The organism is Paenibacillus xerothermodurans (genome assembly GCF_002220865.2).
In the GTDB taxonomy this organism is placed as follows: domain Bacteria; phylum Bacillota; class Bacilli; order Paenibacillales; family NBRC-103111; genus Paenibacillus_S; species Paenibacillus_S xerothermodurans.
Map to the genome: position 1 here is coordinate 703,037 of NZ_NHRJ02000001.1, position 13,263 is coordinate 716,299.

At 51.8% G+C, this 13,263-nt stretch carries 13 protein-coding genes and 1 pseudogene; 1 reads left to right on the forward strand and 13 read right to left on the reverse strand.

Annotated elements, in window-relative coordinates; translation table 11 throughout:
* The first annotated feature begins 51 nt into the window (after positions 1-51).
* Positions 52-1,299: an MFS transporter gene (locus tag CBW46_RS03195; protein WP_089198549.1), complete on the forward strand. Its 1,248-nt coding sequence runs from the start codon at positions 52-54 to the stop codon at positions 1,297-1,299.
* Between the two features lie 34 nt (positions 1,300-1,333).
* Here CBW46_RS03195 and CBW46_RS03200 read toward each other — a convergent pair whose 3' ends face one another.
* From CBW46_RS03200 to CBW46_RS03260, 13 genes and pseudogenes are all read right to left on the reverse strand, one after another.
* Complete coding sequence (locus tag CBW46_RS03200; RefSeq protein ID WP_089198550.1) at positions 1,334-1,615, reverse strand: DUF1294 domain-containing protein; 282 nt, start codon at positions 1,613-1,615, stop codon at positions 1,334-1,336.
* A 49-nt stretch (positions 1,616-1,664) separates the two neighbouring features.
* Positions 1,665-2,153: a translation initiation factor IF-3 gene (gene infC, locus CBW46_RS03205; protein WP_089198551.1), complete on the reverse strand. Its 489-nt coding sequence runs from the start codon at positions 2,151-2,153 to the stop codon at positions 1,665-1,667.
* 53 nt (positions 2,154-2,206) lie between these two features.
* Positions 2,207-2,638, reverse strand: a pseudogene (locus CBW46_RS03210) (helix-turn-helix transcriptional regulator); the annotation flags it as partial.
* Positions 2,639-2,768: 130 nt separating this feature from the next.
* Positions 2,769-3,095 (reverse strand): CHY zinc finger protein, encoded by a 327-nt coding sequence (locus tag CBW46_RS03215; protein WP_089198552.1) that lies wholly within the window; start codon positions 3,093-3,095, stop codon positions 2,769-2,771.
* Positions 3,096-3,166: 71 nt separating this feature from the next.
* Positions 3,167-4,669 (reverse strand): xylulokinase, encoded by a 1,503-nt coding sequence (locus CBW46_RS03220; protein WP_165842180.1) that lies wholly within the window; start codon positions 4,667-4,669, stop codon positions 3,167-3,169.
* 18 nt (positions 4,670-4,687) lie between these two features.
* A complete protein-coding gene (locus tag CBW46_RS03225; RefSeq protein ID WP_089198554.1) occupies positions 4,688-5,506 on the reverse strand; it encodes a class I fructose-bisphosphate aldolase in 819 nt (272 codons plus the stop codon).
* Between the two features lie 29 nt (positions 5,507-5,535).
* Positions 5,536-6,576 (reverse strand): zinc-dependent dehydrogenase, encoded by a 1,041-nt coding sequence (locus CBW46_RS03230; RefSeq protein ID WP_089198555.1) that lies wholly within the window; start codon positions 6,574-6,576, stop codon positions 5,536-5,538.
* Between the two features lie 64 nt (positions 6,577-6,640).
* Positions 6,641-7,510, reverse strand: coding sequence for a MurR/RpiR family transcriptional regulator (locus CBW46_RS03235; RefSeq protein ID WP_089198556.1), 870 nt, complete (start codon positions 7,508-7,510; stop codon positions 6,641-6,643).
* 36 nt (positions 7,511-7,546) lie between these two features.
* Complete coding sequence (locus CBW46_RS03240; protein WP_089198557.1) at positions 7,547-8,614, reverse strand: NAD(P)-dependent oxidoreductase; 1,068 nt, start codon at positions 8,612-8,614, stop codon at positions 7,547-7,549.
* Positions 8,615-8,630: 16 nt separating this feature from the next.
* On the reverse strand, positions 8,631-9,911 hold the full coding sequence (locus CBW46_RS03245; RefSeq protein ID WP_089198558.1) for a TRAP transporter large permease: 1,281 nt from the start codon (positions 9,909-9,911) through the stop codon (positions 8,631-8,633).
* Positions 9,912-9,937: 26 nt separating this feature from the next.
* Positions 9,938-10,459, reverse strand: coding sequence for a TRAP transporter small permease (locus CBW46_RS03250; protein WP_089198559.1), 522 nt, complete (start codon positions 10,457-10,459; stop codon positions 9,938-9,940).
* Positions 10,459-11,910, reverse strand: coding sequence for an FGGY-family carbohydrate kinase (locus tag CBW46_RS03255; protein WP_089198560.1), 1,452 nt, complete (start codon positions 11,908-11,910; stop codon positions 10,459-10,461). Before CBW46_RS03255 ends, CBW46_RS03250 begins: the two co-directional genes overlap by 1 nt.
* A gap of 80 nt (positions 11,911-11,990) precedes the next feature.
* Complete coding sequence (locus CBW46_RS03260; RefSeq protein WP_089198561.1) at positions 11,991-13,058, reverse strand: TRAP transporter substrate-binding protein; 1,068 nt, start codon at positions 13,056-13,058, stop codon at positions 11,991-11,993.
* Positions 13,059-13,263: the final 205 nt, after the last annotated feature.

A 13,263-nucleotide genomic window follows, 5' to 3' on the forward strand; every position in this document is an offset into this window, starting at 1 on the left:
AATGATCGTGCTATACTTTAGCGTATATATAAATGGAATGGGAGTGTTCAGATGATAACAAAAACCAGCGTTTCTCCCGCTCGTGCAGGAGGCACCTTGTTCAGCATCCTGTTCGCCGTCAGTTTGGTACACTTGCTGAATGACACCATTCAATCCGTGGTGCCTGCCATCTTTCCTATTGTAAAAGAGTCATTGCAGCTGTCGTATACCCAGCTTGGCTTGATCGCGTTTGCGTTAAACGCAACCGCTTCCATTTTGCAGCCGGCCATTGGCTTTTACAGCGACAGCAAGCCGAAGCCTTATCTGCTCCCGCTCGGGATGGCCGCCACGCTGGTTGGCGTACTCGGCTTGGCACTGGCCGGCAGCTTCTCGGTGATGCTGCTCTCGGTTGCACTAGTCGGCATCGGCTCCGCCGTGTTCCATCCGGAGTCGGCCAAGATCGCCTACATGGCCGCAGGCCAAAGAAGGGGCTTGGCTCAATCGATATTTCAGGTTGGCGGAAGCACAGGCCAAGCGTTGGCTCCTATCATGACTGCGTTGATCTTCGTGCCGTTAGGGCAGTTCGGCATCATATGGTTTACCATCGCTGCAGCGGCGGCGATCGCCATTCAAACATATACCGCCCGCTGGTACAGCAGTCAACTGCGGCTGCGGCCGGCCAAGAGAAAACTGCAGCAGACAGCTCCAACGACAACGGGGAGCCGCAGGCAAGTTCGCTTCGCAGTCTCCATCCTGCTGCTGTTGGTCTCCACCAAGATGGCGTATCTTGCGGCCATCACAAGCTTTTATTCTTTTTACCTCATTGAGCATTTTCAGCTGCCGATCGGGCAAGCGCAGTGGATCGTCTTCGGATTCCTGTTCGCCGGGGCTGTCGGTACATTTTTCGGCGGAGCGATCGCCGACTTGTGGGGACGCAGGAATATGATTTGGTTCTCGATTATAGCGGCACTGCCCTTTGCATTAGCTCTTCCATACGTTAACGTGCAGCTGAGTGTTTTATTTTCCATTATCATTGGACTCACTATTATGTCGAGCGGTTCTGTCACCGTAGTGTATGCGCAGGAGCTGCTGCCCGGCAAAGTGGGCACCGTGTCCGGTTTATTCTTCGGATTGTCCTTCGGCATGGGGGGCCTTAGCGCAGCTGCGCTAGGCATGCTGGCGGATGCCACCAGCATCGGCTTTGTTATTAAGCTGTGCGCGCTGCTGCCGCTGCTTGGATTGATGACCATCCTGCTTCCGTCGGACACAAAGCTCAAGCAGTGGTCATCTCAAGCGGAACAAAGCCAAGTTAATTTGTAACGAACACAAAAACCTGGTCTAGGCCAGGTTTTTTTCATAGATGGGGATAAAACAACCACTGTAAGAGTAAATAAACACATACTACGTTGAGAATGAAAACAAATGGAATGCCGACGAAAAACGATTCATGCTTGGTCTTATGCCGCCAAAACTGCATGCCCAGCCAGACGCCTGCGGCACCGCCGGCAAACGCTATCAGAAACAGCCGCCGCTCCGGCACCCGTCGGCTTCGCCTCTTGGATCTGCTTTTATCGGCACCCATGATAACGAAACCGATCAAATTAATGATAAGGATATAACTCAAAATGATGTTCAATAAACTCCCCTCCGATGCAGCCGTGGTCTCAGTGTCAATTACAAGCGGCTCACCGAAGCGGATTCACCTTAACGACGGCTTGTTTGCCGCTAAGCTGGATTCCGGACTCCTCCCGGCCGCAGCCGGACAAGTCTCTCAGCATCCGCTCCAGCAATTCTTTGGCCTTCTGCCCTTCTTTCGCCTGTAGGCGGACAACTAACCGTACGCTATGGCCTGCGGCGAGTGATTTCTCAGCTTGTGATTTCTTAGTGCCGTAGTCGTGATCTTCTATGTTCGCGCTGAGTCTGATCTCTTTCTCCTTTGCGGGGGCCTCTTTTTTTGCCTTCCGCTTTTCTTGCAGCAGTGTTTGACTGGCGGTGCCGCGCGCTACGAGCTTGCATGGAGGAGGGCTGCTCATCAGCGAGGTACATACCAAATCGGCCTTCATCCGCTTGGCAAGAGCCAGCGCCTCGTCTCGGGCTACCACCCCTAAATCCTCCTCCTGCAGACCTGTCAAATGCACCTCGGCCGCTTTTATCTTCTCATTGATTAACAACATCTGCCTGCCTCCATTCTCTGTGTGCCGGATACTTTTTTAATATTTTAGCACTCAGCCGGTGCATGCTTATCCTTCTCCTTAAGGAGTTCCATCATAGTTAAAAACACCTTGGACTGGCGCTCTTTCTCCTTCAACCCGAAACGGTGGTTGCGTATTGTCGAAGCACTGCCGATGCCGAGCTCCTTTTGCACTTCCGCGTCACTTTTCCCCTCGTAAAATGCGCGCAGCAGATTGTTCTGATGGTCTGTCAGACCGGTGAACTTTTTGTCAAGCTGGATGAGATAGTGAAAAACCGATTGATGACTCCTTTCAATATGGGCGCGAGTATACCTTTCCGCTTCATAGAAAATGTCCTCATCACGGTAGATTAGCCCTATTTCGAAGGTTTTCCCGCACAGCAGGCATATGTAATGTTCCCCTTCTCGGATATAGCCGCGTTTCAGCTCCTCCAGCGATGCATTCCAAAACGGTTCTGAGCTTATCATAGAGTAAACACATCCTAAACAAGTTTGTCTTATACCAAACAATGGTATTACACGTTTAGAATGAAGTCAAACAAAAACCTCCGGCCAGCTCACCGGAAGTTACCGTAATGCTGATAAATGTGTACCCGGCCTACGCCGGATTAGGCCACTCGTAATACAGGTGATAGTGGTTTTTGCAGCCTGGATTGAAGGCAGTGGAGCAAACAGGGCATTGGTAATCGCAATGCAAGTATTGTTGTATGGTGAGCTCTGTTGAGCAGTTTCCGCAGAGCACCGCTTTCGTGCTCCACTCAGCGTAGGGCCACACTTGTGGATCATGCCCCGCCGCTTCCGCATGGCAAAAATAGCAGCCGTAATACTCGCCGCAGCATTTGAACTTCATAGCCAAGACATCTTTTTCACTATGGTAGTGCTTGCATCTGGTGTGACTGTCAATCGCGCCGATTACCTTAATCAAGGGATCATCTCCTGCCGGTTGTTTAATCTTAGTGTAGCACAACTGACACGGCTAAGCCCACGTTGGTGCACCTATAGCGGTTGACACGCCGCCTTCTTATAAAAGTCTTTGACAGCCGGATACAACGTTTGAAATAAGTGGTACAAGTCATCGTACGCAGCTGCCGAACCTGCGTCAGGCGTAAACCTTCTTCTTTCCCCTCCGCGATTGCACAGGGCAATGTCTGCGGTGCTAAAGAGCCCTGCCGCGACACCGGCGAGGAAGCACGCGCCCAGCAATGCCGTTTCGCCAATCTGCCTTGTCTCGATACTGGTGCGCATCACGGTGGCTTTAATCCCGTTCCACACTACGTTCTGCGAACCGCCTCCGATCGCGGTAAGCACCGAAGGAGACAAGTGGTACTCCTCACGCAGTATATCCATCAATTGACGCATGCCGAAGGAGCACCCTTCCAGAATGGCTCTCGCCATGTCGGCCTTCCGTGTGCTCAAGGAAAGTCCGATAAACAATCCTCGCGCATCCGGATCCCAAATCGGGGACCGTTCACCATGCATGTATGGCAGAAAGAAAACACCGCCGGAACCAATCGGGCTTTGCTCGGGCAGCCTGACCAGCGCGTCCTGCATGGATCCCTCACCCTCCAAAAACTCGTTGTAGAACCATTGTACCGCCGCGCCGGGCGTGGACATCGCACCGTGAGACAACCACTGCCCCCTGATCACATGGCAGCGGTTTAGAAATCTGCGGTCAAACCGGTCCGTAGAGTCACTGACCAGGGTAAGCACATCAGATGTTCCGACAGATTCAAACACTTCGCCGCACGGAATTCCCAATGCATAAGCGGAACTGGCGGTATCAGCGGCACCCGCTATGACGGGGATATGCGACACACCGATCACTGCGGCTAATGACTCGAGCGTCTCCCCTACTGCCGCGGCCGGCTCCACGATATCAGGGAGCAATGATTGGTCGACACCGAGCGCACTGCACATGTCCGCCGACCACGTATAATTGGCGACATCAAACAAGCCGGTAAACGACGCGTGCGTCCAATCGATCGTGAAGCGGCCGGTCAGCTTGGCGACCAGATAAGTTGAAAGATGCCCCCATTTGAAGGCTTGGGCATAGAGCTGCGGCTGGTGTGTGCGTGCCCATAATAAGCTGGTGGCCGAAGTCATACCAGGCTCAACCCGGTTGCAGGTGATCGAAAAGATACGGTCCTCGGGGAGCTTGGACGCAATCCATTCGGCTTCTCGTTTGCTCCGTTTGTCCATATAAAGAATACCGTTCGCCAAGTGGTTCCCATCCTGATCCATCAGAATAGACGCATTGCAAAACGTGCTCAAGCTGATGGCTAAGACGGCTCCGCCAGCCGACCGTATCTCCATAGCCGTGCGGTGGATGAGCACACACACCTGATCCCAAATTTCGCCCGGGTCGATTTCCACTCCGCCTGGGAATGGATAGTGAAGCTTGTAAGACGCACGAGAGAGGAAACATAGTTTCCCCTCTTCGTTCATAGCTCCTGCTTTTATTCCGCTTGTGCCCACGTCAATGCCGATAACATATGACATTTTCATCCACCTGTGCTTTTAAGAGATTTTTGTTTTCGTCAAATCTTCATATAACTGTGCGGCTTCTTGCACGGAACCGTCTTTGTGAATAATGTGGCTTAACGCCCTTACCACCGCTGTTGGATTTTGATTGTTCCAAACGAAACGGCCGAAGGTGATTCCCGCCCCTCCAACATCCAGCACGTCTTTGGTCATTTGAAAGGCCGAAAGAATATCGTTGCCGGTGTCGCCGCCCGCCACAACCACTTTACAGGTGGTGGATGCGATGACCTTGCTGAAAGATTGCGGGTCTCCGGTATAATGTGTTTTCACGATATCTACACCTAACTCAGCGCCGAGCCGCACCGCATACGCATGATGACGCCAATCCATTTTTTCACTCTCCGGTATTTTATTACCCCGCGGATAAATGTGCGCAATAACAGGCATGCCGAACGTGTTCGCCTCCGCCACAAACTCTCCCAAATTGCGAATCTGTTCCGGCTGATCATCGCCTCCCACGATGCAGCCGAGGGAGACCGCATCAGCGCCCATCCGCACGCCCTCAAGAACGCTGGTCACCCACGCATCGTAGTTCGGCTGCCAGGGCGAGAAGGTGGAACATTTCAGCACGAGCGAGGTTTTGCCGGCAAACGGGGCGAAGCAGCTTTCTACCAGTCCCTTGTGGATGGTGATTCCATCGGGCCCCCCGCTCGCGATCTCATCCACCTTGCGCTGTATCGGCATTAACTCCTCGAAAATGCCCCTGGCCATCGCCTGGTCTACAGCGACCGACAGAAGTCTTCCATTGCCGCTCAACAAACGCTGTAAACGAATCTTTTTACCGAAAAATGACATTGTATACACTCTCCTCTGATATATGTTGACTAGCCCATCCGGATTACGGACTTCATCCCTTTGCCGGTCTTGACATCAAGAATGGCTTGTTGAATCGTGTCCAGCGTGTAGCCTTCCGTCGTGATCACTTGGGTGTTGATCAAACCTGCGGCAATGAGCGACATCGCTTTGTGGTAATCCGCCCGCGTGGATGCAGTGGTGCCGATAACGACCAGCTCGTTGTAGTGGATCAGATTTGGGTCCATCTCGGACATTACGCCATGGGTGAAACCTGCAAACAGATTCACGGTGCCGCCTTTTCTTGCCAGCTTTAAGCCGTCATTCACGATTTGCGGAATACCTATCGCCATAATGACTGCGTCCGCCCCAATGCCATCTGTTTCGCGCATCACGACATCGTACAGCGATTCTTTGCCGGAATGCACCACGGTTGTTGCACCGGCTTCCAGTGCCTTATCGAGACGATGCTCGAGCAATTCACTGACGATGATTTTACTGGCGCCGGATAACTTGGCCAGCTGGACGTGCATGAGCCCGATAGGACCGGCTCCGATCACGACCACTGTATCGTTCAACTGAATGTTGGATTTGCGATTGCCGTTGATGCAGCAGGCCAAAGGCTCCGCGATCACCGCTTGCTCAAAATCCACATGAGCAGGTATTTTGACAAGGTTGCCGGCGGCGAGCGCCGTACCGGGAATGCGCACATACTCGGCAAAGCCGCCGTCGAACTCGTAGCCGATCGCTGTGCGGTTCGCACAGGCGTTCTCCCGATTGCTTAAGCAATAGTGGCATTTACCGCATGGTATCACAGGAATTACACCGACCCGGTCTCCAGCCGCGAAACCAGCCACATTAGCGCCCACTTGCTGCACTGTGCCTGCCATCTCGTGGCCGATCACCGAGGGAACGCGCACTCCTTTCGTTTTTTTGCCGTCAAAGATACGCACATCCGTGCCGCACACCGCGCTGACGTTAATTTTCACAAGCACGGCATCTGCAGTGATCGGGGGCTGTTCGACCTCCTCCAATTGCATATTCCCTGGGCCATAAAACACTGCTGCTTTCATTCTCTTCACTCCCAATTGTGTCTGTTTAATATAATGAAGCGGGTCGGATGCGATATCGATAGTATCAATGGCGTTTGTGGGTAGTTGAATTTCTCGTCTTAAACAGGCTGTCCGAAGCCCGCTGCGGATGCTTCAACGCGACCGCCGTATAAATCGCGTCGATAATCATCAACTGCGCAATGCGCGAAGCCACGGCATCTGTTCGGAACATCGTCTCCGGAGCGGCTGTGAATAAGGTGATATGTGCGACTTTAGTGATAGGCGACTTCGAAAAGTTAGTGATGCAGATGACCGTTGCGCCTTGTTCTCTGGCGGTCTCAGCCGCATGGATGATATCCAGGTTTGTGCCGGAATGGGAAATCGCAATCAGCACGTCTTGCTCATTCAGCAGGCTTGCAGACATGGCTTGCATGAATACGTCCGTGTACGCCAACGTTTTGATGCCGATCTTAAGAAATTTGTGCTGAGCGTCAAAAGCGACCGAGCCCGAGGCCCCCGTACCGTAGATTTCAATCATTCTAGCCGCTGCGATCGCATCGATAGCCTTCTCCAGCTGATCGTCTTGCAGCACTTCCAGCGTGTCATGAAGCGCCTGTACACTGGATTCGTAAATTTTTTGCTTTATAGCGGTGACACTGTCATTCAATTCGATGCCTTCCTGGATCTGTTTCTCAGGCCGCATGACATCCTTTGCAACGTTGATTTTCAAATCTTGATACCCTTTGTATCCTAGACGTCTGCAAAATCTGATGATCGAGGAATCGCTTGAACCGCTGCGCTCAGCGAGCTCCGCAATCGATAAATGAATGATCTCTTCGGCGCCGGATGAGACGTAGTCGGCTACTTTTTTTTCACTCTGGCTCAATTGAGCGTACACGGAATCTATTCTCGTCAAATAGCCGGGTCTCCCAATGCTGTTTAAATGCTGTTCCATGAAAAACTCCTCCAAATGTCTATGTTGTCAGAGGAGTTAACTAGACCGGGTGAAGAATGCCTCCAAAAATTCCGCAGTCATGTTGATACCCCTCTTCACCGTTTCCTGGCTGCCACCTGCAATATGCGGGGTCCCCAATACGTTGGGCAATGCTAACAACTCGTTGTAGAAAGCAAACGGTTCGTCGCCAAACACATCCAATACAGCGCCGCGCAGACGCTTGGAGATCAACTGCTGTTTCAAAGCCGGGTAGTCAATTAGGTCCCCTCTGGCCGTGTTGATCAGCACAGCTTCCGGTTTCATCATAGCAAGCGTGGATGCGTTCAAAATCGGCGGCGCTCCCTTAGGCTGACGTGCGTGCAGACTAACGAAGTCGGATGCGGCGAGTACCTGTTCCAGGGTCTGCGGCTGCACTCCGAGCTCAGCGAACTCCGCGTCTTTCACGTACGGATCGTAGGCGATGACATTCATTTGAAATCCCTTCAATATGCGGGCGAGATGCCTTGCGATTCTACCGAAGCCGATCAAACCGAACGTTTTGGTGTACAGCTCGACACCCGTCCGCTCGTATTCGTAGTAGCCAGGCTTCCATATTCCTGATTTGAGGAACGCCGAGCTCTCGGGGATGCTCCGCAGAAACGAGAGCAGCAGCCCGACTGTAAATTCAGCCACCCCCTCGGCATTTTTGCCGTTTGTGTTAAAAATCGTTATGCCACGCTGCTCCAGATAAGCACGGTCGATATTGACGGGGCCGCCCCGTAAAATGACGACGGCTTGCAGTGCATCCGCCTGCTCGAGAACCTCGCGGGGCACTGCCGCCCCGTGGATAATCAGGATGTTCACGCCTTGGAGCCAGTTCAGCAGAGCAAACGGCTCGCCGTAAAATTCCCTCACGCCGCACGGCTCCTTAACCTCATTCGGGTCATCCCACGACATTCCGCTCGGGACACAAGTATCATCGTCCAATGTAAATTGTTCGATAGGAAAGTCATATTTGATGGTGTGAATTTCCAATTCAAATTTGTTCGACAGCCGACTTTGCAATTGCTCTCCAACCAACACAGGATCAAAAAACTTGTCTCCAACAATGAGTACTCGCGTCATGTTCGTCTCCCTTCTACTATTTACTGAGAAACTCTATCGGCTGAATGACGATTTGCGGGAATAGAATAAGCAGCAGCAGGATCAGGCAGTGGACGACCAAAAACGGCCACACACCCTTCATCACGCCCTGCATGCTCGTCTTACCGACGCCGCAAGCCACATTCAACACAGTTCCAACCGGCGGTGTGAGCAAGCCGATCACGTTGTTGATGATAAATAAAATCCCGAAATAAACCGGATCGATCCCAGCCTGTACAACAACCGGCATCAGGACCGGTGTGAGAATCAATATCGTCGGGGTCAAATCCATGGCGGTACCGACGAGAAACACCAACACATTGATCATGAGCAGCAGCACCAGCGGGTTGTCCATGACCGGCCCAAGAATGCCGACCAATTGAGAAGGGATATCGGCTGCCGTGATAAACCACGCAGACACCATGGCGGCCGCAGCCAGAAACATAACGGTGCTCGTTGTTTTCGCAGCAGATGTGAACAGATGGTACAGGTGCTGAATTTTCAAATCACGGTAAATAAACAGGCCGACGAACAGTGCGTAGAATACGGCCACGACGCCGGCTTCAGTTGGCGTGAACGCGCCACCGCGCATCCCCACAATGATGATCACCGGCAGCAGCAGCGCCCAAACAGCTTGCACCGTCGTGCTGACTACTTCTTTGAGTGATTTGCGGGGCACCGGTTCGATTTTCTTTTTGCGCATCAACAGCCACCAGACGGCGGCGAGACCAACAGCCATCATGATTCCGGGAACAATGCCGCCCAAGAACAGCTTGGTGATAGACACGTTCGCGGTGACGCCGAACACAATCATCGGGATGCTTGGCGGGATCACGGGTGCAATAATGCCGCTTGCGGCGACCAATCCCGTCGACTGGTTCCGGTCATACCCTGATTTCACCATCATCGGGATTAAAATCGCACCGAGTGCGGCCGTATCCGCGACAGCGGAACCGGAGAGACCCGCGAAAAATACGCTGCCGAGAATGACCACATAACCCATGCCTCCTTTGATATGCCCGACCAGCGCCATAACGAAGGCAACAATCCGCTTCGATATCCCGCCCGCATTCATCAGCTCACCGGCAAGAATGAAGAACAGAATGGCTGTCAGCGAAATGCTGTCCGCTCCGCCGATCAAGCTCTGAATGAGAACTTGTGTGTCGAACATTCCGAGATAAAACATTAAGGCCACACCGCTCAGCAGCAGAGCAAAAGCGATCGGCATGCCGAGCGCCATCGCACCGAGCAATGAACCAACAAACACGGTCAAAGTCATTTCGTTCCCTCCGCTGCTCTTCTCATTTAATGACCGGCTCCCAATTCTTCCGATTCTCTAACTGCGATCAAATCCGCCTCCGCCGTCGCTTTGAACATCACACGATAGAGGTTGCACATGAGGATAAGCAGCATGCTGATGCTCGTGATGATTCCAACCGCATAGATGAACGACATAGGCAGCCCTGTGGCTGGGGCATTGCTCTCATGTGCAACGATGGTCATTTTCCAGCTGCCGTCCAATACCAGCCAAAGACAAAAACCGACCGCGACATTGCTAAAAATAAATACCGCTTTTTTCATTCCGTGAGGCAGCTTCTTGACAAGCATGTCCACGCCCAGATGTTGGCTGTCTTTCAGCCCGGCAATGGCACCCAGAAAGGTCAGATAGATAAAAAGGAATCTGCAAACTTCTTCGGCCCATGGAATTCCGGAGTCAAACAGGTAGCGGAGGACTACGTTGCCAAAATAGAAGACACACATCAAGGCAACGATTAAAAACAGAAGCAAATTAAGCAAATGGTTAACAGCCTTCGATATTGTCTGCACTACGAGGTCCCCCTTTCTTGCAGGTACAGCTGATAGCGGGTCTCATAGTGGGATGCCACCTCTATATCCGGTTCCAGCAATATCTTTTTTTGATGGTGCAGCACCCGTGCCGCCGCCTGGTTCACATCACTGAACTTTTTCAGAGCCAGCCCGGACAAGATAAACCCTCCCAAGGAGGTCATGTCGACACCATGAATCACTTCTATCGGCTTATTCATGATGGTTGATTTCATCTGCAGAAAATTGACCGATTTCGATGATCCGCCAACCAAGCGCACCAGATCGGTTTGCAGGTTTAACTTGGTGTTCAAATGGTGCAGTAATGCGCGGGTTTCCAAAGCTATGCCCTCCAAAACGCCTAAAGAAAAATCCACTTCATTGTGCTGAGACTCAATATTGATGAAATGGCCCGTGCGGGACGGCTGCATACGCCTCCCCCAAGGGATGAACAGCGGCAGACGCCGCAGATGCTCTTTCCACAGTGCACCGAAATCGGAACGCTGCTCCCACTTGAACAAATGAAACAGCTGGTTTGCCCATTCCATGATTTTCCCGGTGCTCGCTACATACCCTACGATAAACAGTTCGTTGTCTATTACATGGCTCTCCAGATTGCACTCATCGTTGAAAAAGGATAGCGCCGGGTTGTTCAAATAAGGGACCACCAACGCTTCGGACGTACCTGTAGAGTTTAAAGCGCTGGATTTGTCGTGGGTGCCGCCGGCGAGCGCGGCAAACATATGGTCATGGCCACCCAAAATCAACTGCGTGTTGCTGTACGCTGCTCCCTGCCGATAGCGCTTGTCAAGCGGGCCGATGCGCGATCCGGACGGCCTTGGCGCTGGAAGCTGTTCTATTGATAGGTTGAAGTGATCGGTCAAAGCAGAGTTCCACTCTTTTGTCAAGCTGTTGAACAGCATCGTTCTCGACGCCTGCGAATAATCGGTGATAAACTTTTTTTGCTCGGACAGATGGTATAATACGTAGTCAGTTAAATTCAGCCATTTATATGTTTCCGACGCAATTTGCGGATTGTTTTCAAAAAACCATTGGATGCGGAACGGCAGATACATAGGCAGCGGATGCTGTTGAAATAAGTGATGCATGTCGTGAAAGTCAGACAGTTCCACCGTCCGCGCGCTTCTCTGGTCGTTCCAGCATACACAGGGATACAGCGGCTGCCCTTGCCGGTCTACCGGTATGAATGAGCAGGCCATACCCGAGATGACAATCGCATCAACTGCGGTGACCGTCGGGCCGCCATGCAGCAGCGCCTTCAGTATGGTGGAGATGCTGCTAAGCACTTGATCAGGGTCGATTTCAGATATACCGCATTCTTGCTTCAAATAAGATGTGGGACAAATGACTTGATTCAGCTTACGGCCATCCAGTTGGAACAAATAGCCTTTTATATGTGTGGTCCCCACATCCAGCGTGACTATACAATTCATTATCTTGTCTCCCACTTCAACAACTGTGATTAGCGGTCAGGGCCAACGCCCTGACCCACCGCCGCATATTTCGCAGCTTTTTATTTCGCCGCTTCCACAAGCTTATCAATCAGCTCTGCGATGTACTCGGATTCGACTTCCTTATACACGTCCGCCACCTTTGCGCGGAATGCTTGCTTCTGCTGATCGCTCAGTTGCGTTACCGTCATGCCGTCTTTCGCCAGTTTATCGATGAGATCCTTATCTCCTTGCGCCACCAGTCCTCTTTCATAAGTACCCGCTTCTTTCACAGCGTCCGTGATGATCTTCTTGGATTCATCGTCCAACCCGTCCCAGAACTTCTTGTTGAAGCCGACAATCAGCGCATCCCAGCTGTAGTCCCAAATTGTGACATGCTTCTGTACCTCTTGGAATTTCGCCGAATCGATCGTCACCAGAGGATTTTCCTGGCCGTCGACCACCTTTTGCTCCATAGCCGAGAATAATTCGCCGAACGCCATCGGAGTGGCGGTCGCGCCTAGTTTTTTGTATAAGCTCTGATACATTGTGATCTCAGGCACGCGAATTTTTAATCCTTGCAGGTCTTCGGGAGTTGCAATCGCTTTCTTGGAGTTGGTGATTTGGCGGAAGCCGCCTTCCCAGTAACCGACACCCTGAATGCCTTTTGCTTCAAGCGTACTAAGCAGCTCTGTGCCTACAGGCCCGTCCACCGCGTTATAGGCCTTCTGTCTGTCGTTAAACAGAAACGGTAGAGACAATGCTCCAAATTTCTTCTCAAAGTTCGAAAATACAAGATTTGAAACCGTTGCCATTTGTAGCGTGCCTGTCTGCAATTGCTCGATCATAGTCTGGTTGTTTCCGTTGGACAGCTGGCCGTTCGGATAAATCGTTACCTTGATACGTCCTTGACTTTTCTCGTCCACGGTCTTGGCGAACTGCGCCAGGCCTTTGTGACGTGGTGACGATTCCGGATCTCCGTGGGAAGCTTTGATCGTGATAGCAGGTTTACCGCTGTCGGTGACTGTGTTCTCCGGTTTTGTTGTGTTTGCCGTGTCTGTTTTTTGGCCCCCGTAATTTCCGCAACCTGTCATCGTAAGCGCTGCTATTAGTGCGACAGTGCCAAGCTTCATTCCTAAACTGTTCATCATGCTCGTCCTCTCTAAAAAAATGATGATTGGTGCTGAATCCCATTATATTCCTTATGAAGTTTAGTTTCAACTATGTTTTTGAAATGTGAAGTATAGCTTCATATTGACGACAGACCCGCATAAACCCCGCGCTTCCCCATGGTCTGCGTCTCCTGCGCCTCCACGTCCAGAATTCAGATTCATCTGATTCATTTGCGCCGGGTCT